Genomic DNA, 23,443 nt, shown 5'->3' with positions numbered 1-23,443 from the left:
TTATTCGGCGGTGGCGGCTTCCGCCTCGGCCGGCGCGGCTGAAGCCGCCGCAACGGCGGCGGCAGCGTCTTCCTGCGCCTTCTTCAGCAAAGCGGCGCGTTCCTGCGCCTTCTTGCCCGGCTCGGCCTTCTTCGGGTTGGAGCGGGCGTCGCGCTTGGCAAGGCCGGCCTCGTCGAGGAAGCGCAGCACGCGGTCGGTCGGCTGGGCGCCGTGCGACAGCCAGTGCTTGACGCGGTCGGCGTCGACCTTGACGCGCTCGCCGTCCTTCGGCAGCAGCGGGTTCCACGAGCCGAGCGACTCGATGAACCGGCCGTCACGCGGCGAACGGGCGTCGGCGACGACGACGTGGTAGTAAGGACGCTTCTTCGAGCCCGCACGGGCCAGTCTGATCTTCAGTGCCATTTCTTATCTCCTAAAAGCTCTGATTTCGTTGATATGGTTCGGCTAAATCTTTGTTTTCAGCCGGTTTTCGTCACGCCGTTGGCAGCGGCGATCTGTTCGTGGTGGCGGATCACTTCGCGAACGACGAAGTTGAGGAATTTCTCCGCGAAATCGGGATCGAGATGCGCGTCGTTGGCCAGCTGGCGCAGACGGGCGATCTGCTGCTGCTCGCGCGCCGGGTCGGCCGGCGGCAAACCATGCTCGGCCTTCAGCACGCCGACTGCCTTGGTGCAGCGGAAGCGCTCGGCCAGCATGTGGATGAGGGCGGCGTCGATGTTGTCGATCGAAGCGCGATAGCCGGCCAGGATGGTGCGGGCGTCTGCCATGTCCTTTTCTTCGTTCATCCGTATTCTCACTTCTTCTTGCCAAGGCCCGGCAGTCCGCCGCCGCCGAGGCCGGGAAGCCCCGGAAGTTTCATGCCGCCGGGCAGCCCAGGCAGGCCGCCGCCGGGAAGTCCGCCGGGCAGGCCCTTCATGCCGCCGAGGCCGGCGGCCTGCGCCTGCTTCTGCAGGGCTTCGAGCTGCTTGGGGTCCATCTTGGAGAGATCGGGCATGCCGCCCATGCCGCCGGGCATCATGCCGCCCCCCAAACCACCAAGCCCCATCTTGGAGGCAAGGCCGCCCATCATGCCGCGCATCAGGCCGCCGCCTTTGCCCTTGCCGCCCATCGCCTTCATCATGTCGGCCATGCCGCGATGCATCTTCAACAGCTTGTTGATCTCGGCGGCGTCGGTGCCGGAGCCGGCGGCGATGCGCTTCTTGCGCGAGTGTTTGAGAATATCGGGATTGGCGCGCTCGGCCTTGGTCATCGAGGAGATGATGGCGAGCTGGCGGCCGAACATCCTGTCGTCGAGGCCGGCGGCGGCCATCTGGTCCTTCATCTTGCCCATGCCGGGCATCATGCCCATGATGCCGCCCATGCCACCCATTTTCGACATCTGCTGAAGCTGCTGGGCGAGGTCGTTCAGGTCGAACTTGCCCGACTGCATCTTCTTGGCCATCGCCGCCGCCTGCTCGGCGTCGATGTTCTCGGCGGCCTTCTCGACCAGGCTGACGATGTCGCCCATGCCGAGGATGCGGTCGGCGATGCGCTTGGGGTGGAATTCCTCCAGCCCGTCCATCTTTTCGCCGGTGCCGATCAGCTTGATCGGCTTGCCGGTGACGGCGCGCATCGAAAGCGCGGCACCGCCGCGGCCATCGCCGTCCATGCGGGTCAACACCAGGCCGGTGATGCCGACGCGCTCGTCGAAGCTTTTCGCCAGGTTGACGGCGTCCTGGCCGGTCAGCGAATCGGCGACCAGCAGGATCTCGTGCGGGCTCGACACCTTCTTGATGTCGGCCATCTCGACCATCAGCGGCTCGTCGATATGGGTGCGGCCGGCGGTGTCGAGGATGACGACGTCATGGCCACCGAGCTTGGCGGCCTGCACGGCGCGCTTGGCGATGTCGACGGGGTTCTGGCCAGCAATGATCGGCAGCGTCGCGACCTTGGTCTGCTCGCCGAGCTGGCGCAGCTGCTCCTGCGCGGCGGGCCGCCGCGTGTCGAGCGAGGCCATCAGAACCTTCTTGTTCTGGCGCTCGGTCAGCCGCTTGGCGATCTTGGCCGAAGTGGTCGTCTTGCCGGAGCCCTGCAGGCCGACCATCATGATAACGACGGGGGCCGGCGCATTGAGGTCGATGGCGACGCCCTCGGCGCCCAGCATGTCGACCAGCTCGTCATGGACGATCTTGACGACCATCTGGCCGGGCTTGATCGACTTCAGCACCGCGGCGCCGACAGCCTTCTCGCGCACCTTGTCGGTGAAGGAGCGCACCACTTCGAGCGCCACGTCGGCCTCGAGCAGCGCACGGCGCACCTCGCGCAGCGCCGCCGAGACATCAGCCTCGGAAAGCGCGCCGCGGCCGGTCAGGCCGTTCAGGATGGAGCCAAGACGCTCCTGCAGCGATTCAAACATATTGCGTCCTTCGATCTCGGTTCATTCGACCCGAGAGGTAATGCGTTCGCGCCAACTGTCCAAGCAAAAGCAAAGCCCAAAACCAAAAAGCACCCGGGGGCGCATTGCGCTGCCGGGTGTTGGCCTCCAGGATCTCTTTACAGCACCACCTCAAAGAGGCTTCGGCGTCCTGGTCGGCTTGCTCGGAGGGATACTCGTCGCGGAATTCGAGGCGTGTAGACAGGAAATCGGCGGCGGAGTCAAGACAAGGGCCGGGTCGCGCTGTTGCTTTTGTCGCAATCAGGCGGCGCTTTTGGCGGAACCTCGGCGCAGCCCCTCATCTGCCTGCCGGCATCTTCTCCCCGTATAGTGACGGGGAGAAGGATCCCGTCGCAAAGGGTGTCGCTTCCCAATACAGGCAACCTGTTGCCGCGACCGCGACCGCCGTCAACGCACCACGTACATGATGCGCCGCGTCTGCGGGTCGATCAGCGCCGGCTGACCGTTCACATAGACATAGCGGTAGTTGTAGTCCGGAATCTCGCGCAGCTCGACCGTGTCGGGCAGGGTCGCGCCGGTCACCACCTCGCCGTCGAGATAGACGGGGTCGAGGCGATGGGTGTCGACATAGGTGCGGACCTCGGCCGGAGGCGGAGGAAAGGCGTCCTCGGCCGGCTGGCCGGCGACAATCGCCCCGGTATAGTCGGTCGAATAATTGCCGATGTCTCCCGGCGGCGAGACGATTGCCACGCTGGAGCCGTGCGGACGCTGCGTCAGGATCACCCGGCTGCCGCTGAAATCGGCCGTTACATAGTCGGAATAGACCCAGCCCTGGCCGCCGGCTTCGGCGATGGTGCACCATTTGCTGTTTTCGATACAGCCATTGAGCGTCGCGGACTGGCCGGCGGCGAGCACGCCGATGACAGGATATTGCGGACCGGGCCCGGCGCGCACGTTGAGATCGGTGACGGCCGAGACGGCGGTGTCGGCAAAGGCGGCGCCCGACATCACGGTCATCATCCCGGCGATTGCGGGCAACAAGACGGATTTCATGGCTTCACTCCGTTTTCATGGTCCCTCGGCGGTGAAAACGGGGCAGCGGCGCATGCGTTCCGGCTAAAACGCCTGCGCCAACTCACGATTTGTTCCCACGTCGTTCGGCAGGCCGGTCAAAAGCTCGTGAACGAAGGCCAGTTTTCGCGCCGTCACGTCCGAAATGACGAAGGGATAGAGGTCGGGCAGGCCCATGCAGCGGTTGATCGAATTGGAGGCTTCCGACAGCACCAGCCAGCGGGCAAGGATCTTTTCGAAGGGCTCGGGCGCGTTGGCAGGTTCCGAAGGGGCCGCCTGCAGTTCTCCGCCGGTGTCGCCTCGCGGCAAGTCATTGGCTTCCACCGTCTCCAGCCGGCCGAGCGGGAAGTTCAGCGCGTGGACCATCTCCAGCGTGTCGGTGATGTGCAGATGGTGGGCCCAGGTCTCGGCCCAGTCCTCCCAGGGATGCGAGGTGGCGTAGGCCGAGATGTGGTTTTGCTGCCAGTCGGGTGCGGCACCGTTGGCGTAATAGGTCTTCAGCGCCTGTTCGTAATCGGCTCGATCGTCGCCGAACAAAGTTCGGAAAGCGTCCAGCCTTTGCGGATCGTCGCGGATCAGGCGATCCCAGTAATAGTGGCCGAGCTCGTGGCGGAAATGGCCGAGCAGCGTCCGGTAATTCTCACCCATCTCGACGCGACGCTTCTCGCGTTCGGCTGAATCGGCCTCGGCGACGTTGAGCGTGATCAGGCCATTGTCATGGCCGGTCAGGATGCGTTCGCCGCCCGGCCCGCCGCCGATCGGATCGGCGAGGAAGTCGAAGGCGAGGCCCACCTCGTCCGCAGGAGCCTGTTTGGGCGCCACCGGCAGGCCGAAGGCGAGCAGCGAATAGATGGCGCGCTTCTTGGCCGCCTCGACCCGGATCCAGCGTCGGCGGTTGCCGTCGACGGAAAGATCGGGGATCAGCTGGTTCAGCCCGCAGGCGCGGCAAAACCCATGTCCCGGTTCGGCCATCCAGTTGCAGGCGCATTCATCGGCATTGGTGCACTGGAAGATGCCGTCGGCGCCCGACAGGGCGAAGCGGGCATGCCCGGGATCGTAGAGCACGAGGCTGGAGCAATTCAGGCATTGCGCATTCTCGAAATAGAGACGATGGCCGCAATGCGGGCAGTCGAACAGTTTCATGTCGGCCTCAAAACCTCAGAGCCAGCGGGCGGCAGGTGCCCAACGCCGAGCGCCGGCCGCCGTTCCGCCTGTGTCGATGATGTTTCGCCGCATGCGGCCCATGGCACGCAGGGTCCTGGCCGTGGCAAGCCCCGCCGCGCCATCGCCGATGATCACGCCGCCTATGCCGAAAGGCACACCGAAATGCCGGGCGCTGGCACAGGCACGGCCGCCGATGCGACATCAACGTCTTCCATGGTTATTTCGACCCCGCCACAATAATCACTTGATCGTAGGCAAATTCCCCGGCATTCGCCAGCATCGTGCCGCGGACGGTGACAAATGCAAGTTTCGCTGGCAAATTCGCTGATGGGACGTGAATCAGGCAACCAGGAGAACAAAATGGCATTTCTTGCCAAGGGTAGGATTTTAGCGGCCGCGGTGGTGGCGGTGCTTGGGCTGGCGACGGGTGCACAGGCGGCGGCGAGCTGTGGCAGCACCGGTGCCGGCTTCGACGCCTGGAAACCGGGCTTCGCCGCACAGGCCAAGTCCGAAGGTGTCGGCGCCAAGGGTCTGGCCGCTTTGGCTGGCGCCACTTACGCGACAAAGACAATCTCCGTCGATCGCGGTATCCACAAGGCGTTCAGCGGCTCGGTGGATGCCTTCATGAAGCGCCGTGGCGGCGAGGCGATCATTTCCAAGGGCCGTTCGCTGAAAAAGGCGAACGCGGCGCTGTTCAGCCAGATCGAAAGCAATTACGGCGTGTCGCCCGGTGTGTTGCTGGCCATCTGGGGCATGGAGACCGGCTTCGGTTCGTCCATGGGCAACCAGAATACGGTTTCGGCCATTTTGACGCTTGCCTATGATTGCCGCCGTCCGGAATTCTTTCATCCGCATGCCATTGCGGCGCTGAAGCTGGTCGATCGCGGCGCCTTGAGCGCCTCGTCGGTTGGCGCCGCGCATGGCGAGATCGGCCATACGCAGTTCCTGCCCGGGAATGTCCTGAAATATGGCGTGGGCAGCGGCAACCTGCGCGACAAGGCCACCGCGCTGGCTTCCACCGCCAACTTCCTCAAGGCCCATGGCTGGCGGCGGGGCGCGAGCGCGGCGGACAATGTCGGTGCCATTGCCGGCTGGAACGACGCCAACGTCTACCAGCAGGCCATCGTGCGCATCGCCACGGCGATCGACGGCGACTGATTGAAGTCCAACTCTTCGTTTTGAGGCAATTCCGGACGGAAAACCGCTTCACGCTTTTCCTGAGGGTGCTCTGTTCGACAAAAGCCCGGCCATGCGCCGGGCTTTTGTGTTGGTGGAAGTCCCCTACTTCGTCATCAACTCTGAGGAATGGCGGCGTCCCTGAGCCTAGCGTTTAAGGTGACGACGATCTTTCGCATGACGGCAGCGATGGCCACCATTGGCTTTTTGCCGTTGGTGATGAGGCGTTTGTAGAAGGTTGCGAACTCACCCCTTCCGGCAGCGGCGTGCAATGCGGGCATGTAGAGCATGCTCCTGATCTCGGGTCGATATCAGCCCTTGCGGTTGCGCGCGGCCAGCGTGCGCAGCCTCAGCGCATTGAGGCGGATGAAGCCGGCGGCATCCTTCTGGTCATAGGCGCCGCGGTCATCCTCGAAGGTGACCAGCGCGTCCGAATAGAGCGTCTTCTTCGACTTGCGGCCGGTGACCATGACGTTGCCCTTGTAGAGCTTCAGCCGCACCGTGCCTTCGACGTCTTCCTGGCTCTTGTCGATCATCGCCTGCAGCATCAGGCGTTCGGGCGCGAACCAGAAGCCGTTGTAGATGAGCTCGGCATAGCGCGGCATGAACTCGTCCTTGAGGTGCGCGGCGCTGCGGTCGAGCGTGATCGATTCGATGGCGCGGTGGGCCACGATCAGGATGGCGCCGCCGGGCGTCTCGTAGACGCCGCGCGATTTCATGCCGACGAAGCGGTTCTCGACCAGGTCGAGCCGGCCGATGCCGTTGTCGCGGCCAAGATCGTTGAGAGCGGTCAGCATGGTCGCCGGCGACAGCTTCTTGCCGTTGAGCGCGATCGGATCGCCCTTCAGGAATTCGATCTCGATCTCGGTGACCTTGTCCGGCGCGTCCATCGGCGAGACGGTGCGCTGGTGGACGAATTCCGGCGGCTCGCTCCAGGGATCTTCCAGCACCTTGCCTTCGGAAGAGGAGTGCAGCAGGTTGGCGTCGACCGAGAACGGCGCCTCGCCCCTTTTGTCCTTGGCCACCGGGATCTGGTGCTGCTCGGCGAAGTTGATCAGGTCGGTGCGCGACTTGAACGACCAGTCGCGCCACGGCGCGATGACCTTGATGTCAGGGTTCAGCGCATAGGCCGACAGCTCGAAACGCACCTGGTCGTTGCCCTTGCCGGTGGCGCCATGCGCGATCGCATCGGCGCCGGTTTCCCTGGCGATCTCGACGAGGTGCTTGGAGATCAGCGGCCGTGCGATCGAGGTGCCGAGCAGATAGGTGCCTTCGTAGACGGTGTTGGCGCGGAACATCGGGAAGACGAAATCGGCGACGAATTCCTCGCGCACATCGACGATGCGGATGTCCTTGATGCCCATCATCTCGGCCTTCTTGCGTGCCGGCTCCAGCTCGCCGCCCTGGCCGAGATCGGCGGTGAAGGTGACGACTTCGGCACCGAGTTCGGTCTGCAGCCATTTCAGGATGATGGATGTGTCGAGGCCGCCGGAATAGGCGAGCACGACTTTCTTGACGTCTTTGGTCTTGGACATTTCTGCTCCGTCGGTGGCAGACGCCTGGGCAAGGGCGTCACGCATTGTCGGAGCGCCTTTTAGCAGGAACGGCAAAGCGAGCAAGCAGGCGCGGCGCCAGACTGCTGATCCAGCGCGCGGCGAGGGCATGGAACCGCCTCAGGCTTTTCGCTGGCGCGGTCCTCAGTTCGCGACCAAGTTCCTGGGAAAACAACCTGCTACAATCATGGGCTGCATTTATGCGCCGGATTTAAGCAAGTTTTCACGTCCTGCCGCTAAAGCAGCGACACGGAACTGCCCTGGCCACGCAACGGGTGGCCAAGCGGCTTTTGCCTGCTCATTGCGGGTGTCTCGGGCTTGGACCATTCCTGATGCGCGTCATATCATGCATCGTCACGGAGCATAATCTGTGGCTCGTCCTGCTGGCGGCGCTGATGTGCGTCACCGGCTGCTGGGTGACGATCGGCCTTCTGGACCGCGCCAGGAAAACCGTCGGCGTGCAGATGCGGGGATGGCTTTTCCTGACCGCGGTCGCGGCCGGTTCCTCGATCTGGTGCACGCATTTCATCGCCATGCTGGCCTATCAGCCCGGCGCGCCGATCACCTTCGATCCGGCGCTCACCATGATCTCCCTGGTCATCGCCATGGTCGGCACCGGGGCGGGCTTCGGTCTTGCGCTCGACAAAGGCCGCGGCCTGGCGCCGGAATGGGGCGGATGCCTTGTCGGGCTGGCGATCTCGGCCATGCACTATACCGGCATGATGGCCTATCACGTGGCCGGCATCGTCGAATGGGACGCCGGCTACGTCATCGCTTCGGTGCTGATCGCGATGGCATTCTCCTCCGTGGCGGTCGGCCATGCGATGCGCCGGCCGTACCGCTGGTCGCACTATGTCGGCATCGGCCTTCTGGTGCTGGCGATCGTCGGCCTGCATTTCACCGCGATGGCGGCGGTGGCGGTGACGCCGCTTTCCTTCATCACCACGGGCACCAATCCCGACATCCTGGAAGCCATGGCCGTCGCGGTCGCCGTGGTCGGCCTGATCGTCGCCGCCACCGGGTTCGCCAGCTATCTGATCGACGAACGCGGCCGGCTCGAGAGCTTCGAGCGGCTGCAGCATCTTGCCCTCAACGACTCGCTCACCGGCCTTGCCAACCGGGTCTCCTTCAACGACCGCCTCGACCATGAGATCGAGCGGGCGCGCGAGGATAGAGACACGATGACCGCCGTCATCGTCATCGACCTCGACCGGTTCAAGGAAATCAACGACCTCAGGGGACACGCGGCCGGCGACCAGGCGCTCAAGATCATTGCCCGCAGGCTGGCGAAGCTGGCCGGCGACGGCGAGTTCGTCGCCCGGCTCGGCGGCGACGAATTTGCCGCCATCAAGCGCTTCAAGGACCAGAACGACCTGCTCGGCCTGGTGTCGCGGCTGGAGAAATCATTGTTCGAGCCGTTGCGGATCGACGATTTCGAGAGCGTTACCGGCGCCAGCATCGGGGTTGCCGTCTATCCGCGCGACGGGGCCGACCGGGAGAGGCTGGTCAGCAATGCGGATCTGGCCATGTACCGGGCCAAGAACGACGTGACGCGGGCCGTCTGCTTTTACGAATCGGCGATGGACGAGACGGCGCGGGCGCGCCGGGCGCTGGCGACCGACCTTCGTCAGGCGATCGACCATGGCGAACTCTCGCTGCACTATCAGGTGCAGACCTCGGTGCAGACCGGCGCCACGTGCGGCTACGAGGCGTTGCTGCGCTGGACGCACCCCGTGCACGGCATGGTTCCGCCCGCCGAATTCATTCCGATCGCCGAGGAAAACGGTTCCATCCTGGCGATCGGCGAATGGGTGCTGCGCACGGCATGCCGCCAGGCCGCCTCCTGGGACAATGGCCACAAGATCGCGGTCAATCTGTCGCCGGTGCAGTTCGCCCATGCCGATCTCGCCACGCTCGTCCACCAAATCCTAGTCGAGACCGGCCTGTCGCCGAAGCGTCTCGAGCTCGAGCTGACCGAATCGACGATCGTCGCCGACAAGGTGCGCACGCTGCACGTGCTGCGCCAGATCAAGGCGCTGGGGGTGACGATCGCGATCGACGATTTCGGCACCGGCTATTCTTCGCTCGACACGCTGCGCTCGTTCCCGTTCGACAAGATCAAGCTCGACCGCTCCTTCATGGCCGATGTCGAGCGCAGCCCGCAGGCCAAGGCGATCATCCGCGCCGTGCTGACGCTGGGGCGCAGCCTCGACATTCCCGTGCTTGCCGAAGGCGTCGAGACCGATGTCCAGCTCAGCATCCTGCAGGTCGAGGGCTGCAACGAGGCGCAAGGCTATTTCCTCGGCCGCCCCAAGCCGATCGATCAGATCGTGCTCATCGGCAGGCTTGACGGCCAGGACGGCCCGCCCACCTTCGAGGTGCCTGTCAGGGTGAGGACAGCCACCGGCTGACGCTCGCCGCCACGAGCGGGAACTGTCATTGCGGAAAGCGATTGCCTTGCTGGATCAACGCTTTATCTGGCGCCGGCACGGCGCATGCTGTATAGGCCTATGCGTTTCCTGGGGCCTGCCATGTCCTTCATTCCCGACACCGCCACGCTGATCCAGTTCGCCATCGCCACCGTGATCCTGGCGATCACGCCCGGGCCCGACATGACCCTGTTCGTCTCGCGCACGCTGAGCCAGGGGCGCGCCACCGGCTTTGCCTCGATGGCCGGCGCGCTGTGCGGCACGCTGATCCACACCACGCTGGTGGTGGTCGGCGTCTCGGCGCTGATCGTCGCCTCGCCGATGGCCTTTTTCGTGCTGAAGATCTTTGGCGCCGGCTATCTCGTCTTCCTGGCCTGGCAGGCCATCGCCAAGGGCTCGGCCTTTTCGCCGGAAAAGAAGATAGGCCCGCAGATCTCGCTGCTGCGCAGCTGGGCGGCCGGGCTCGGCGTCAATTTGCTCAATCCCAAGATCATCCTGTTCTTCATGACCTTCCTGCCGCAGTTCGTCTCCGCGCATGACCCGAACGCGCCGGGAAAGCTGTTCTTCCTGGGCTCGATGTTCATCGTGCTGTCGATCCCGGTGACGGTGCCGATGGTGCTGGCGGCGGAGAAATTTTCCGCGGCGATGAAGGCCAGCCCGCGCGTCACGCGGGTGGTCGACTATCTCTTCGCCGGCGTGTTCTCGGCCTTCGCGCTCAAGATCCTGACGGCCCAGGCGAAGTAGGCGCGTTCGCCTCTTTCCACCAGTTTCCGGCCCAGCGCCCGGCGCTCAGCCAGTAGAAGATACCGCCGACCATGCCGCCGCCGATCACCGCCATGATGGCGCTGGCGTCGGTGATCGCGAAGGTGGACTCTTGGGCGTGGTCGACCAGGCCGAGGAAAACGCCCGCCACCACCGCGCCCGCCAGCGCGTAGTACAGCCAGTCGCGCCGGCCGAGGATTTCGGCAAGCAGGATGACGATCACCGCCGGCAGGAAAGCGAAATAGGCGACGAACACAGCGACGAAGGGGATCGAGAAATACAGCGACGCCGTCGCCGTCGGGTATGTGTGGTCAGGCGTATAGCCGAGCGAGGCCAGGAACAGCACGTTGAGGAAAGCGCTCGCCGCCAGCGAGGCGACGGCATAGCCGAACAGGATCATGGCAAAGCGCACGAGATAGGCGACGAGACGGGTCATCCGGGATCCCGCGGCGTCAGACGGCCGGACTCGCGCCCGGCCAACAGCCAGTAGACCGAACCGGCGGCGGTGCCGGCCGTGGCCAGGAAGCCGAGAAAGCCTGGATTGAACACAAAGCCTCCGGCCGAGCCCGGGACAAGGACGCCAAAGGCGATGGAGGTGATCGCGCCCGTGACCGCGAAATAGAACCATCCCCGCAGCGAAAACCATTCGGCGACCAGGATCGCAGGCCCGACGATCAGCAGCGCGCAGACCGCCACGGTCAGCACGGCGAGCGGAAACGACCGCAGCCAGTCGAAGGTGAAGACCAGCGACCAGTTGCCGTACTCGATACCTTCCAGCAGCGTGATCAGCAGCACCGGCACCAGGATCGAGGTCAGCACACCGGCGATGTAACCGACGGCTATCATGGCGATACGTTTGAGCCCGACGACGAGACGGCTCACGCCTCCCCGTGCCCCGCGATCATCATGGCTTCCAGCGCCAGCCGGTCCACTTTTCGCATGCGCTCGGATTCCGATTTCAGCTGGCCGCAGGCGGCGAGGATGTCGCGGCCGCGCGGTGTGCGGATCGGCGAGGCATAGCCGGCATTGTTGATGTAGTCTGCGAATTTCTCGATCGTCTCCCAGTCCGAGCACTGGTAGTTGGTGCCCGGCCACGGGTTGAACGGGATCAGATTGATCTTGGCCGGAATGCCCTTGAGCAGCTTGATCAGGCCCTTGGCATCCTCGATGGAATCGTTGACGTCCTTCAGCATCACATATTCGAAAGTGATGCGCTTGGCGTTCGACAGGCCGGGATAGGCGCGGCAGGCGGCGATCAGTTCCTTCAGCGGATACTTCTTGTTGATCGGCACCAAGAGGTCGCGCAGATCGTCATTGGTGGCATGCAGCGAGATCGCCAGCATGACGCCGATCTCCTCGCCGGTGCGGAAGATTTCCGGCACGACGCCGGAGGTCGACAGCGTGATGCGCCGCTTCGACAGGGAAAGCCCGTCGCCGTCGGAAGCGATCAGCAGCGCCTTCTTCACAGCCTCGAAATTGTAGAGCGGCTCGCCCATGCCCATCATGACGATGTTGGACACTTTGCGGCCCTCGGCCGGCACGATGGCGCCGTCCGGCGTGTCGCGGTCGGGGAAATCGCCGAGCCGGTCGCGCGCGGTGAGCAGCTGGGCGAGAATCTCTTCCGCCGTCAAATTGCGCACCAGCTTCTGCGTGCCGGTGTGGCAGAAGGAGCAGGTCAGCGTGCAGCCGACCTGCGAGGAGATGCAAAGCGTGCCGCGGCCTTCCTCGGGAATATAGACGGTCTCGATCTCGACCGGCCGGCCGGCGCCGCGCGCCGGAAAGCGGAACAGCCATTTGCGGGTACCGTCGGAAGAAATCTGCTCCTCGACGATCTCGGGACGCGCGACGGTGAAATGCTTGTCGAGCTCGGCGCGCAGGTCCTTGGAGATGTTGAACATGCCGGCGAAGTCGGAGACGCCGCGCACATACATCCAGTGCCAGAGCTGCTGGGCGCGCATCCTTGCCTGGCGCTCCGGCACGATACCGGACGCGACGAGCGCCTCCGCGAGCTCGGCCCGCGTCAGGCCGATCAGCGACGGCTTCTCGGGCGCGGCGCGGGCGCGCAACGCGTCACGGGCACCTTCAGTGGTGAGGTCGAAGGAAAGGGTCATGGTCGCACTGATATAAGCGTTTTGCGGCCGATTTCATTCATCGTGCCGGGAACTGAAGCGCGGCGCATAGCACAGGTTGAGCGCGGAGTCATGCAGTGCGCTTCATTGTATGATCGCCTGACCTTGAAGGTCGGCGCTGGCCTTCATTGCCCTGCCGGGCTTTTCTCCTCCTGTGCAGGGTTATGCCTGTCTTGCGGCGGCGGCGCGATTGACGAGCGGCTTCCCCGGAGTGGGGGTCGACCTTGCACCGAAGCAATGCTTCCGCCTGATTGGACGCCAGCCCCTATTGACCGATCACATGATCGTGTTCGCGTAACGATTCCCATCGCGCCTGCGAAGTCTGAATGGGGCAACTATGCCTCTACAAAATGGGAGTATGCAGAATGAACTCTATCAAGTTCGCCGTCATTGCCGGCCTCGTCGGCCTTTCCGCCTCGCAGGCATTTGCCGAAGACGCGATGGGCACGATGACCATGATGAAGGGTGGAGAAGTGATGGCGATCATGCCGGACGGGCATATGGGCACCATGATGCCGGATGCAAAGATGGGCGCCGAGATGATGAAGATGGCAAAGCCGATCAAGCACTGCATGATGATGATGACCGACGCCAAGGGCAAAGCCTACATGATCGATACGTCGACCAAGAAGGCTCAGGCCGAATGTGAAAAAATGGCCATGTGAGCCAGCCCGGATCCCGCCGGTGTACGCCGGCGGGATCCGACGCGTGGATCAGCCCCACAGGCTTGATCGGCTCCGTGGGTGTGCTAGGCCGGGCCACCACAATGAGGCGCGGATGGCCGGCATATCGCGAAAATACCCGATGTTGCGGCGCTCACAGGCGATGTGGGCCTCGCGGCGCGTCTGGCAGCCGCGGCTCGTCTTCTGGGCCGGCGCCATCTCGATCGGCCTGATCAGCGTGCTGTTCGCGATACTGGCCGACCGGGCGCAAGCGCTGTTTCACCTCGTCACCGGCAACGGTGGCGGCTGGCGTTTCTACCTGCCGTTGATCATAACGCCGCTCGGCTTCGTGCTCTGCGCCTGGCTTGCCCAGGCCTTTTTCCCCGGATCGCAGGGCAGCGGCATTCCGCAGGCGATCGCCGCTCGCCATTTGCGCGACGACGAGGATCGCGGTCATCTCCTTTCGCTTCGCCTGGCGGCAGGCAAGATCGCGCTTACCGTCATCGGCCTGTTCTGCGGCGCTTCGATCGGCCGCGAGGGTCCGACCGTGCAGGTCGGCGCCTCGCTGATGCTGCAGGCGGCGCGCTGGGGCGGCATGGCGCAGGCGCGCGGCCTGATCCTGGCCGGCTCGGCCGCCGGGATCGCCGCCGCCTTCAACACGCCGCTCGCCGGCATCGTCTTCGCTATCGAGGAGATGGGCCGCACCTATGAGGCGCGCACCAACGGGCTGGTGCTGACGGCGGTGATCCTGGCCGGCCTCGCCTCGCTCGGCCTGCTCGGCAATTATACCTATTTCGGCGTCTCCAAGGAAACCATCGCCTTTGCCGCCGACTGGCCGCTGGTGCTTGGCTGCGGCGTCATCGGCGGCGGCTTCGGCGCGCTGTTCTCGCTGCTGGCGCTGAAGATCACACGGCGGATCCGGCGCTGGCACACGCAGCAGCCTTTGGCTCGCGCACTGCTGGTGGCGGCTGTCTGCGGGCTTGGCGTGGCGGCGATCGGCATCGCCTCCGGCGGGCTGACCTTCGGCACCGGCTACGCACAGGCGCGCGGCGCTGTCGAAGGCACGCCGCTGCCCTGGTTCTTCTTCGTGGAAAAATTCCTGGCCGGGCTGCTGTCGATGGTCTCGGGCATTCCCGGCGGCATTTTCGCGCCGTCGCTGGCGGTCGGCGCCGGCATCGGCAGTTCGCTCGGGCTGCTGTTTGGCGCCGGCGCTGGTGCCGCCGCGCTGCTCGGCATGGCCGGCTATTTCGCCGGCGTCGTGCAGGCGCCGATGACGGCCTTCGTCATCATCCTGGAAATGACCGGCAATCACGACAATGTCATCGCGCTGATGCTGGCCTCGATGCTGGGCTATGGCACTGCGCGCCTGATTTCGCACGAGCCGCTCTATCATGCACTGTCGCGCGTCTTCATCGCCGAGGCGATCCGGCGGCGGCGGGCCGAGACAGTTCCGGAGCCAGGTCAGGGCTGAAAAAGCAAAGGGCCGGCTTTGCGGCCCGGCCATTCGCTTCAAAACGAAGGTTTGCCTATTTGCACTTGGCGATCGACGTCAGCGCCGCCGAAATGCCCTTCAGCGAGAAGACATAGGAGGTGGGGTTGCCGCGGCCGGACTTCGCCGTCACCTTCATGTCGGTGCCGGTCTTCATGGCGGCGATCAGCACCGGTTCCTCGGCGGCGTTCTCGACCCAGGCCGACTTGCCGCGCGTGAACATCGAGAAGGACTTCTTGTCGATGGTGACGGTGGCCTTGGAGCCTTCCTGGAAATTGTAGCCGGCGATGAATTGCGGCTCGTAGGATACCTGCTGGCCGGGACGCTGGCTGACGAAGAAGAACATGTCGCCATGGTCGAGCGTCGGCGGCTGCTTGTCGGTCGGCACGGTGAGCACGTAGCAGACCTTGCCGCCCGATGCCTGGTAGCTATAGGTGCCCCAGGCATTGTGCTGGCCGATCTTGGTCGCCTGCTGCGCCAGAACAGGCGCTGCCGAGGCCACCAGGACCAGACTCGAAACCAGTGCTATCAATCCGCGCATCGTCTTTCCCGTATTCCAAATGGTGCGGGGGCGGGCCGCATGGCGTCCAGCCGTCGCTTCATTTTGATTTAATCTGGGTTACCAAACGGTGAATTTCCCTCAAGAAAAGGACGCTCACCCCCGGAAACCGCCGCCATTCCCGCACCGCCGCCTTGTCAGCGGCCGGCGCGACGTCCCTTCGGCGACTTGGAGGCCACGAAAGCGGCAAGAGTTTGACTTTTCAGCAGGGCCTCCAAACGCCTCTGTCCACAGGCCAAGCGCCACGTGACGACGCTCAGCCCTTGTCGGCAATGGCGTCCTTGGCGGCCTGGCGATGTGCCGGCGTGATGTGGGCGCTGACGGCGGTGATCGCTGCGGTCAGCACCGCGATGTCGTCGGTGAAACCGAGGCCGACGACGAAGTCGGGGATGAGGTCCACCGGCAGGACGAAATAACCGAGCGCGGCCACCAATATGCCCTTGGCGCGCAGCGGCGTGTTCTTGTCCATGGCGCAGTAATAGGCGGCAACGACCTCTTCCATGAACGGGATCTGCCGCGCGGCCTTCTTGGCCGTGCGCCAGAATTTCTCGCGCACTTCGCCCTCGCCGCCCAGCCTGTCGCCAAAGCCGAAGAAATCAAAACCGGGTTGTCGCGCCATCAATCACTCCTTGCGGGTCTCATGCGCGTCCTGGCGCATGCCTCGCGAGCGAAAATGTGGTGAAAGCCGGACCCGGCTGCAAGATGCCGGTGCCGATTTGGGGTCACCGCTCACGGCCAGGCGTGCACTCAGCCGCCGAAATAGCGGTTCATCTTCTTTGCCAGCGCTATGTCGAGCGCCGTGACGCCGCCGGCGTCATGGGTGTTGAGCGTCACGTCGACGGTCTTGTAGACATTCGACCAGTCGGGATGATGGTCCATCTTTTCGGCCGCCAGCGCGACGCGGGTCATGAAGGCGAAGGCTTCGGAGAAATTCCTGAAGACGAAGCTGCGCTTGATCGAGCCACCGTCCGCGGCCAGCGACCAGTCGCCGAGTTCGGCAAGGGCGGCGGTGATGGCGTCCTTGCTGAGTTTTTCTCTCGTCATGATGATTTCCCGTGCTATTTCGAATTTGACCCTCACCATAGTGCAAGTCGCCCCGAAGTGCTGTGCGGTTTTGGGGTTCCAAATGCACAAACGGCGCATATCGAATGAGCATGAAGCCGATAAATTCCATTCTGTTCGTCTGCCTCGGCAACATCTGCCGCTCGCCACTGGCGGAAGGTGTTTTTCGCGCCGTCTGGGCCGAGCGCGGCCGGGGCCGCGACATGCTGCTCGATTCGGCCGCCACAAGCGGCTGGGAGGTCGGCTCGGCCCCCGATCCACGCTCGATCGCCGTCGCGATGCGTCACGGCATCGACATTTCCGGACAGAGAGCACGCAAGGTCCGGCGTGAGGATTTCTCCCGTTTCGACCTGATCCTCGGCATGGACCGCTCGAACGTCGCCGACCTCGAGGCGCTGGCGCCCGCACGGGACCGGGTGCACCTGTTTTTAGAGTTCGCGCATGGACAGGCGCGTGACGTGCCCGATCCCTATTATGACGGCGAAGATGCGTTCGCTTCGGTCTACCGCATGATCCGCGAAGCGTCGGAGGCGCTGGCGACGCGGCTGGCGGCGCGGGCATCGTTGCCGGACAGCGGCCAGGCCTCCTCGACGATGTAGGGGCCGCCGCCGACCGAATCGCGCGACGACATCAGGACGAAGCGGCCGATGCGGAACGGCAATGTCGAGAAATTGCCGCGTGCCGACAGATATTGCGCGACATCCAGCGGGCTCGAATTGCGCAGCCGCGCCAGTGTGACGTGTGGCATGAACTTGCGCGGATCGGCGGGGATGCCGAGCCGCTGGCAGATGCGCTCGATCTCGCCCTGAAGCGCTGCCAGATCTGGCGAGGCGGACGCGCCGGCCCATACGGCGTGCGGCTTTTTCTGGCCGAAAGCGCCGACACCGGACAGTGTCAGCGAGAAGGAAGGGCGGTGGACGCGGTCCAGCGCGTTGGCGATCTCGTCGGCGACATGGCCTTCGACATCGCCGATGAAGCGCAGCGTCAGATGGTAGTTTTCGACATCGATCCAGCGGGCCCCCGGCAGGCCGCCCCGGAGCAGGGACAGCGAAAGGGCAGCATCACGCGGAATTTCGAGGGCGGTGAAAAGACGCGGCATGAAGAGCCTCCCTTCCTCGAATCGAACTGTCACCTATAGCGAATCATCGATAGGCTGATGGAGCAAGAGGTTTATTGGTCACAGGCTTTGCTAAAAACTTCCCTAACGGAAAGCGGTTCCGCCCGGCCTCACGCGCCTCCGGGCACCGCCGCGATGGCCTTCTCGACCGTCGGCAGGATGCGCTCGACCATCTGGTCGACCCCCTTGGCGCTCGGATGCAGGCCATCCTCGAGCTGCATGCCGGGCTGCCCGGCGACGCCGTCGAGGAAGAACGGGTAGAGCGTGACATCGTATTTTTTCGCCAGCTCCGGAAAGATGCGGTCGAAGGCGGTCTGATAGTCGGCGCCGAGATTGGGCGCGGCGCGCATGCCGGCCAGGAGCACGGCGATGTTGCGCCGCTTGAGCCTGGCCAGCATCTCGTCGAGGTTGTTCCTGGGGATATCGGGCGAGACGCCGCGCAGCATGTCGTTGGCGCCGAGTTCGAGGATGACCAGCCGGGTTCCGTCCGGCACCGACCAGTCGAGCCGCGCCAGGCCGCCGCTGGTGGTGTCGCCGGAAACACCGGCATTGGCGACGGCCACGTCACGGCCCTTGGCGCGCAGGGCGGCCTGGAGCTTGTCGGTAAAACCCTCGCCAGGCCCGAGACCGTAACCCGCCATCAGGCTGTCACCGAAGCCGACGATCTTGAAGGGCTCGGCCCGCGCCGACGAAATGGCGCCGCAAAGGGCGAGGAAAAGGATCAAGCCTGCGGCTATCTGGCGTTTGAAAGACATGCGGCAGGCCCCATATGACCAAAAGATTCTTCCCGGCTTCCGGCAAACAGAGCCTTCACGTTCCATATAGGACACTTTCATTTTGACAGAAGCCGTCATCGCGCTGAAAGACGTATCGCTGACGCTCGGCGAGGGCGCTTCGTCTGTCCATGTGCTCAAGGACGTCAGCCTCGAAGTGGGGCGCGGCGAGGCGACCGGCATCGTCGGCCCTTCGGGGTCCGGCAAGTCGACACTGTTGATGGTGCTGGCAGGCCTGGAACGGGTCGATTCGGGCACGGTACGAATCGCCGGCGAGCTGCTCAACGGCAAAAGCGAGGACCAGATTGCTTCGTTTCGCGGCCGAAACATTGGCATCGTCTTCCAGTCCTTCCACCTCATCCCCAATATGACGGCGCTCGAGAATGTCGCGGTGCCGCTGGAGCTGGCCGGCCATGCCGATCCGTTTTCGGTGGCGGCACGCGAACTGGCGGCGGTGGGCCTGAGCGACCGCGTCACCCATTATCCCGGCGAACTCTCCGGCGGCGAGCAGCAGCGCGTGGCGATCGCCCGGGCGCTGGCGCCGTCGCCGCGCATCCTTATCGCCGACGAGCCGACCGGCAATCTCGACCAGGCGACCGGGCGGCAGGTCGCCGACCTGCTGTTCTCCAAGGCGGCCGAGCGCGGCATGACGCTGGTGCTGGTCACCCACGATCCGGCGCTGGCGGCGCGTTGTTCGCGCCAGGTTTCGATGCGTTCGGGCCGGATTGAAACACCGGCGCCCCTGAAGGTCACCGCCTGATGCCGCTGGCGCAGACGCTGAAACTCGCGGTCCGCTTCTCGCTGCGCGAAATGCGCGGCGGCCTGTCCGGCTTCCTGATCTTCCTTGCCTGCATCGCGCTCGGCGTCGCGGCGATCGGCGGCGTCAATTCGGTTGCCCGCTCGATCAGCGCCGGCGTCGCCGATCAGGGCCAGACGCTGCTTGGCGGCGATCTCCGCTTCCAGATCAATCAGCGCGACGCCAGCCAGGCCGAGCGCGGCTTCCTCGACGGGCTCGGCACCGTTTCGCGCACCGCCAGCATGCGCTCGATGGCGCGGCTGGCCGACGGCTCGGATCAGGCACTGGTCGAGGCCAAGGCGGTCGACGACGCCTATCCGCTCTATGGCGCGCTGGAGACCGAACCGAAGTTGTCGAAGCAGGAACTGTTCGGCGAAGAATTCGGCGTCTTCGGCGCGGCCGCCCCCGATCTGCTGTTCGAAAGGCTGCATCTCAAGCCCGGCGACCGGCTGAAGCTCGGCACGGCGACCTTCGAATTGCGCGCCAGACTGATCACCGAGCCGGATGCCGTGTCCGACGGTTTCGGCTTCGCGCCGAGGCTGATGATCTCGGCCGAAGGTCTGGCCGCCACCGGGCTGGTGCAACCAGGCAGCCTGGTCGAAAACGCCTACAAGATCCGGCTGCCGGCCGACGCCGGCGAGGCGGGGCTCAAGGCCATTCAGGATCAGGCGGCGCAAAACTTTCCCGAGGCCGGCTGGTCGATCCGCACGCGCGACAATGCGGCGCCGGCGCTGTCGTCCAACATCGAACGCTTCTCGCAATTCCTGACGCTGGTCGGGCTGACGGCGCTGGTGGTCGGCGGCGTCGGCGTCGCCAATGCGGTGCGCGCCTATCTCGACGGCAAGCGCGGCGTCATCGCCACCTTCAAGAGCCTCGGTGCTTCCGGCGGCTTCGTCTTTGCTGTCTATCTCGTGCAGATCCTGATCATTGCCGCCCTCGGCATCGCCGCCGGCCTGGTGCTCGGCGCGCTGATGCCGTTCGTGGCAAGTGCCGCCCTCCAATCCGTCATTCCGGTGCCGGCGCAGGGCGGCTTCTATCCTGGCGCGCTCGCCATGGCGGCGCTGTTCGGCCTGCTGGTGACGCTGGCCTTCGCGCTGCTGCCGCTCGGGCGCGCCCGCGACGTGCCGGCGACGGCACTGTTCCGCGAGATGGGGCTTGAAGGCCGCGGCCAGCCGCGGCCCGTCTATGTCGCTTCGGCGCTCGGCATCGCGCTGTTGCTGGCGGCGCTCGCCATCCTGTTCTCGGGCGACCAGCGCATCGCCTCGATCTTCGTCGGTGCCACCATCTTCGCCTTCCTGGTGCTGCGCCTGGTCGGCGCGCTGGTGCAATGGGCGGCGAGAAAAAGCCCGCGCGTGCGCTTCGTGGCGCTCAGGCTCGCCGTCGGCAACATCCACCGGCCAGGCGCCCTGACGCCGTCGGTGGTGCTGTCGCTGGGGCTCGGGCTGACGCTGCTGGTGACGCTGGCGCTGATCGACGGCAATCTGCGGCAGCAGATCTCCGGCAGCCTTTCGGAGCGGGCGCCGAACTTCTTCTTCGTCGACATCCAAGGCAGCGATGTCGATGCGTTCTCCGCGCTGATCGCCAAGGAGGCGCCAAAGGGGACGCTGGCCAAAGTGCCGATGCTGCGCGGCCGGGTGATGGCGCTCAACGGCGTCGATGTCGACAAGGTCAAGGTGCCGGCCGCAGGCGCCTGGGTGCTGAAAGGCGATCGCGGCCTGACCTATGATGCCAAACAACCGGAAAATGCGACGCTGACCGAGGGCAAATGGTGGCCGGACAATTATGCCGGCGAGCCGCTGGTTTCCTTCTCGGCGCATGAGGGCCAGGAGATCGGACTGAAGCTTGGCGACACCGTCACCGTCAATGTGCTCGGCCGCAACGTGACGGCAAAGATCGCCAATTTCCGTCAGGTCCAATGGGAAACGATGGGGATCAACTTCGTCATGGTGTTCTCGCCCAACACATTCGCCGGGGCCCCGCATGGCTGGATGGCGACGCTGACCGAAAGGAGCGCCACCACGGCCGACGACGCGCGCGTCCTCAATGCCGTCACCCGCGCCTTTCCCGCGGTGACGACGGTGCGGGTCAAGGACGCGCTCGATGTCGTCAACCGGCTGGTCGGGCAGCTCGGCACGGCGATTCGCGCGGCGGCCGGCGTGGCGCTGGTCGCTTCGGTGCTGGTGCTGGCCGGCGCGCTCGCCGCCGGCAACCGGGCGCGCATCCACGACGCGGTGGTGCTGAAGACGCTCGGCGCCACAAGGCGAACGCTGATCACGGCGTTCTCCCTCGAATACATGCTGATCGGACTGGCCACCGCCATCTTCGCGCTGGCGGCTGGCGGCATCGCGGCCTGGTACATTGTCGCCCGTATCATGACCCTGCCGTCGCATTTCATGCCGCAGGTGGCGGTGGCGACCATCGTCTTTGCGCTTGTGATCACCGTCGGCATCGGCCTCGCCGGCACCTGGCGGGTGCTCGGCCACAAGGCGGCGCCGGTGTTGCGCGAGCTGTAGTTCCGGGGCCGACGCCGCTATCGCGGATTAAATCTTGGTAAGGATGGCGGCTGGAAAGCCCGAGAATCCGCATTTCGGCCCCTCACGAACCGTTACATCCGGTTACGGTCTTGTTCTTGACGCGAATAACCATCATATTTCGCCACAGGCATGCTGGAGCCCCGCCAGCGGCGCCTGGGTCCGGTGGATTTACGTCCCAACAGGATCTGACACCGGACGGGGCAGAAGCAATAGAGGACTACAATGGCTGAACCCATTCGCAACTTCCAGACGCGCGCCGTGCCCGGCGCAGCCGTCGACATCGACCAGGGCCTGCGCGCCTATATGATCAAGGTCTACAATCTGATGGGGCTTGGCCTCCTCATCACCGGCCTTGCCGCTGTCGGCACGATCATGCTGGCCACCACCACCGATCCGGCCTCGGCCGTCGCGACGCTGCCGAGCGGCGAGATGCTGACGTCGTTCGGCTACGCGATCTTCGGATCGCCGCTGCGCTGGGTGGTGATGCTGGCGCCGCTGGCCGCCGTGCTGTTCCTGTCGTTCCGCGTCCAATCGATGAGCGTTTCGGCGGCGCAGACGACCTTCTGGGTCTATGCCGGCCTCGTCGGCCTGTCGCTGTCGTCGATCTTCCTGGTCTACACCACGGCCAGCATTTCGCAGACCTTCTTTGCCACCGCCGCCGCCTTCGGCGCGCTGTCGCTGTTCGGCTACACGACCAAGCGCGACCTGACGGCGATGGGCTCGTTCCTGATCATGGGCGTGTTCGGCATCATCATCGCGATGGTGATCAACATCTTCCTGCAGTCGTCGGCACTGTCCTTCGCTGTTTCGGCGATCGGCGTGCTCGTCTTCGCCGGCCTCACCGCCTATGACACGCAGAAGATCAAGGAGATGTATTTCGAGGGCGACGCTTCCGATATCGCCGGCCGCAAGGCCATCATGGGCGCGCTGAGGCTCTATCTCGACTTCATCAACCTGTTCATGTTCCTGCTGCAGTTCATGGGCGACCGCCGATAAGGCTTCGCGTCATGGTCTGACTGGACCATCGGGTTTGGAAAGGGCGGCCCAACGGCCGCCCTTTTCTTTTGCGCCGGCGTTTGCTGTTATCGAAGGCAGACAGAAGGCTTGCATAAAGAATGAGCAATATCGTGATTCGGGCGGCCAGCGCCGCCGACCTCGACACCATCACCGAAATCTACGCCGACGCCGTGACACACGGAACGGCGAGCTACGAGCTGGAGCCGCCCAGCCGCGCCGAGATGGGCACGCGATTCGCCACGCTCACGGCCGGCGGCTTTCCCTATCTGGTGGCGGAGAAGGACGGCGCAGTGCTCGGCTACGCCTATGCCGGCGCCTTCCGGCCGCGCCCGGCCTATCGCTTCATCGTCGAGGATTCGGTCTATGTCGCGCCTGATGCCAAGGGCCAGGGCATCGGTCTCCAGCTGATGCAAGCCTTGATCGCGGCGGCCGAGGCGGCGGGTTTTCGCCAGATCATCGCGGTGATCGGCGACGGCCATGCCGACAGCGCCTCGGTCAGGCTGCACGAAAAGCTCGGCTTTCGCCATTCAGGCCGGCTCGAAGGCTCCGGCTACAAGCACGGGCGCTGGCTGGACACGGTGTTCATGCAGTTGTCGCTGAATGGCGGTGCGTCGCTGCCGCCCGACCCGGTCTCGCTGCCGGAGCGGAAGTTTCGGGGGGATAAAGAAGAATTGAAGAACTGAGGAACTGGAGAACTGGAGAATTGAAGAACAAAGAAGATGGCGCTTACGTCAGGTATTGAGTGCCTTTTTCCTCAATTCCTCAATTCCTCAATT

Annotated in this window: 24 protein-coding genes and 1 pseudogene; 10 read left to right on the top strand and 15 right to left on the bottom strand. The window is 64.6% G+C overall.

From position 1 onward, the window contains the following. From rpsP to CK227_RS26070, 5 genes are all read right to left on the bottom strand, one after another. Window positions 1-402: a 30S ribosomal protein S16 gene (rpsP, locus tag CK227_RS26090; RefSeq protein ID WP_019862097.1), complete on the bottom strand. Its 402-nt coding sequence runs from the start codon at window positions 400-402 to the stop codon at window positions 1-3. A 56-nt stretch (window positions 403-458) separates the two neighbouring features. Next, window positions 459-785 (bottom strand): chorismate mutase, encoded by a 327-nt coding sequence (locus CK227_RS26085; RefSeq protein WP_095774841.1) that lies wholly within the window; start codon window positions 783-785, stop codon window positions 459-461. Between the two features lie 8 nt (window positions 786-793). Further along, window positions 794-2,395: a signal recognition particle protein gene (ffh, locus tag CK227_RS26080; protein WP_095774840.1), complete on the bottom strand. Its 1,602-nt coding sequence runs from the start codon at window positions 2,393-2,395 to the stop codon at window positions 794-796. Between the two features lie 426 nt (window positions 2,396-2,821). Then, window positions 2,822-3,427 (bottom strand): DUF1236 domain-containing protein, encoded by a 606-nt coding sequence (locus CK227_RS26075; protein ID WP_095774839.1) that lies wholly within the window; start codon window positions 3,425-3,427, stop codon window positions 2,822-2,824. A gap of 63 nt (window positions 3,428-3,490) precedes the next feature. After that, window positions 3,491-4,588 (bottom strand): putative zinc-binding metallopeptidase, encoded by a 1,098-nt coding sequence (locus CK227_RS26070; RefSeq protein WP_095774838.1) that lies wholly within the window; start codon window positions 4,586-4,588, stop codon window positions 3,491-3,493. A gap of 381 nt (window positions 4,589-4,969) precedes the next feature. Here CK227_RS26070 and CK227_RS26065 point away from each other — a divergent pair, with 381 nt between their 5' ends. Then, window positions 4,970-5,767, top strand: coding sequence for a lytic transglycosylase domain-containing protein (locus tag CK227_RS26065; RefSeq protein ID WP_095774881.1), 798 nt, complete (start codon window positions 4,970-4,972; stop codon window positions 5,765-5,767). 134 nt (window positions 5,768-5,901) lie between these two features. Here CK227_RS26065 and CK227_RS36880 read toward each other — a convergent pair. Next, window positions 5,902-6,021: pseudogene (locus CK227_RS36880) on the bottom strand (IS110 family transposase); the annotation flags it as partial. Between the two features lie 75 nt (window positions 6,022-6,096). Further along, window positions 6,097-7,320: an argininosuccinate synthase gene (locus CK227_RS26060; protein ID WP_095774837.1), complete on the bottom strand. Its 1,224-nt coding sequence runs from the start codon at window positions 7,318-7,320 to the stop codon at window positions 6,097-6,099. A 350-nt stretch (window positions 7,321-7,670) separates the two neighbouring features. On the opposite strand from CK227_RS26060, the gene CK227_RS26055 reads away from it, so the two are divergent. After that, window positions 7,671-9,749 (top strand): bifunctional diguanylate cyclase/phosphodiesterase, encoded by a 2,079-nt coding sequence (locus tag CK227_RS26055; RefSeq protein ID WP_245318255.1) that lies wholly within the window; start codon window positions 7,671-7,673, stop codon window positions 9,747-9,749. A 120-nt stretch (window positions 9,750-9,869) separates the two neighbouring features. Beyond that, window positions 9,870-10,511, top strand: a complete 642-nt coding sequence (locus tag CK227_RS26050) for a LysE family translocator (RefSeq protein WP_095774836.1) — start codon at window positions 9,870-9,872, stop codon at window positions 10,509-10,511. On the opposite strand, the gene CK227_RS26045 is transcribed toward CK227_RS26050, so the two are convergent. From CK227_RS26045 to rlmN, 3 genes are read right to left on the bottom strand one after another with little or no spacing between them, the layout of a single operon-like run. Continuing rightward, window positions 10,483-10,965 (bottom strand): hypothetical protein, encoded by a 483-nt coding sequence (locus CK227_RS26045; protein WP_095774835.1) that lies wholly within the window; start codon window positions 10,963-10,965, stop codon window positions 10,483-10,485. The genes CK227_RS26050 and CK227_RS26045 overlap by 29 nt on opposite strands. Continuing rightward, complete coding sequence (locus CK227_RS26040) at window positions 10,962-11,411, bottom strand: hypothetical protein (RefSeq protein ID WP_179295982.1); 450 nt, start codon at window positions 11,409-11,411, stop codon at window positions 10,962-10,964. Before CK227_RS26040 ends, CK227_RS26045 begins: the two co-directional genes overlap by 4 nt. After that, window positions 11,408-12,640 carry a 23S rRNA (adenine(2503)-C(2))-methyltransferase RlmN gene (rlmN, locus tag CK227_RS26035; protein WP_095774834.1) on the bottom strand — a complete coding sequence of 411 codons (1,233 nt, stop codon included), beginning with the start codon at window positions 12,638-12,640 and terminating at the stop codon, window positions 11,408-11,410. Before rlmN ends, CK227_RS26040 begins: the two co-directional genes overlap by 4 nt. A 383-nt stretch (window positions 12,641-13,023) precedes the next feature. Between rlmN and CK227_RS26030 the strand changes: the two genes are divergently transcribed. Together CK227_RS26030 and CK227_RS26025 are read left to right on the top strand one after the other, a co-directional pair. Next, window positions 13,024-13,323: a hypothetical protein gene (locus CK227_RS26030; protein WP_095774833.1), complete on the top strand. Its 300-nt coding sequence runs from the start codon at window positions 13,024-13,026 to the stop codon at window positions 13,321-13,323. A 112-nt stretch (window positions 13,324-13,435) separates the two neighbouring features. Beyond that, the gene (locus CK227_RS26025) at window positions 13,436-14,791 is read left to right on the top strand and encodes a chloride channel protein (RefSeq protein ID WP_095774832.1); all 1,356 of its coding nucleotides are present in this window, start codon (window positions 13,436-13,438) and stop codon (window positions 14,789-14,791) included. 55 nt (window positions 14,792-14,846) lie between these two features. Here CK227_RS26025 and CK227_RS26020 read toward each other — a convergent pair whose 3' ends face one another. The 3 genes from CK227_RS26020 to CK227_RS26010 all read right to left on the bottom strand — a co-directional run bounded on the left by CK227_RS26020 (window position 14,847) and on the right by CK227_RS26010 (window position 16,412). Continuing rightward, on the bottom strand, window positions 14,847-15,350 hold the full coding sequence (locus CK227_RS26020; protein WP_095774831.1) for an invasion associated locus B family protein: 504 nt from the start codon (window positions 15,348-15,350) through the stop codon (window positions 14,847-14,849). Between the two features lie 274 nt (window positions 15,351-15,624). Continuing rightward, window positions 15,625-15,987 (bottom strand): YkvA family protein, encoded by a 363-nt coding sequence (locus CK227_RS26015; protein ID WP_095774830.1) that lies wholly within the window; start codon window positions 15,985-15,987, stop codon window positions 15,625-15,627. Between the two features lie 128 nt (window positions 15,988-16,115). After that, window positions 16,116-16,412 (bottom strand): 4a-hydroxytetrahydrobiopterin dehydratase, encoded by a 297-nt coding sequence (locus CK227_RS26010; protein WP_095774879.1) that lies wholly within the window; start codon window positions 16,410-16,412, stop codon window positions 16,116-16,118. A gap of 104 nt (window positions 16,413-16,516) precedes the next feature. Between CK227_RS26010 and CK227_RS26005 the strand changes: the two genes are divergently transcribed. Continuing rightward, window positions 16,517-17,029, top strand: coding sequence for a low molecular weight protein-tyrosine-phosphatase (locus CK227_RS26005; protein ID WP_095774829.1), 513 nt, complete (start codon window positions 16,517-16,519; stop codon window positions 17,027-17,029). Here CK227_RS26005 and thpR read toward each other — a convergent pair. Continuing rightward, entirely contained in the window at window positions 16,933-17,529 is a 597-nt protein-coding gene (gene thpR, locus CK227_RS26000) for an RNA 2',3'-cyclic phosphodiesterase (protein ID WP_019862074.1), read from the bottom strand. The genes CK227_RS26005 and thpR overlap by 97 nt on opposite strands. 128 nt (window positions 17,530-17,657) lie before the next feature. Further along, window positions 17,658-18,302: an arylesterase gene (locus CK227_RS25995; protein WP_095774828.1), complete on the bottom strand. Its 645-nt coding sequence runs from the start codon at window positions 18,300-18,302 to the stop codon at window positions 17,658-17,660. 82 nt (window positions 18,303-18,384) lie between these two features. On the opposite strand from CK227_RS25995, the gene CK227_RS25990 reads away from it, so the two are divergent. The 4 genes from CK227_RS25990 (at window position 18,385) to CK227_RS25975 (ending at window position 23,350) form a co-directional block, all read left to right on the top strand. Then, the gene (locus CK227_RS25990; RefSeq protein WP_095774827.1) at window positions 18,385-19,080 is read left to right on the top strand and encodes an ABC transporter ATP-binding protein; all 696 of its coding nucleotides are present in this window, start codon (window positions 18,385-18,387) and stop codon (window positions 19,078-19,080) included. Further along, the gene (locus CK227_RS25985) at window positions 19,080-21,629 is read left to right on the top strand and encodes an ABC transporter permease (RefSeq protein WP_095774826.1); all 2,550 of its coding nucleotides are present in this window, start codon (window positions 19,080-19,082) and stop codon (window positions 21,627-21,629) included. Before CK227_RS25990 ends, CK227_RS25985 begins: the two co-directional genes overlap by 1 nt. Window positions 21,630-21,872: 243 nt before the next feature. Further along, a complete protein-coding gene (locus tag CK227_RS25980; protein WP_095774825.1) occupies window positions 21,873-22,646 on the top strand; it encodes a Bax inhibitor-1/YccA family protein in 774 nt (257 codons plus the stop codon). A gap of 119 nt (window positions 22,647-22,765) precedes the next feature. Then, on the top strand, window positions 22,766-23,350 hold the full coding sequence (locus CK227_RS25975; protein ID WP_095774824.1) for a GNAT family N-acetyltransferase: 585 nt from the start codon (window positions 22,766-22,768) through the stop codon (window positions 23,348-23,350). Window positions 23,351-23,443 lie beyond the last annotated feature (93 nt).

The organism is Mesorhizobium sp. WSM4308 (assembly GCF_002294905.1).
Classification (GTDB): domain Bacteria; phylum Pseudomonadota; class Alphaproteobacteria; order Rhizobiales; family Rhizobiaceae; genus Mesorhizobium.
This window is presented reverse-complemented; position numbering and strand designations above follow the sequence as displayed.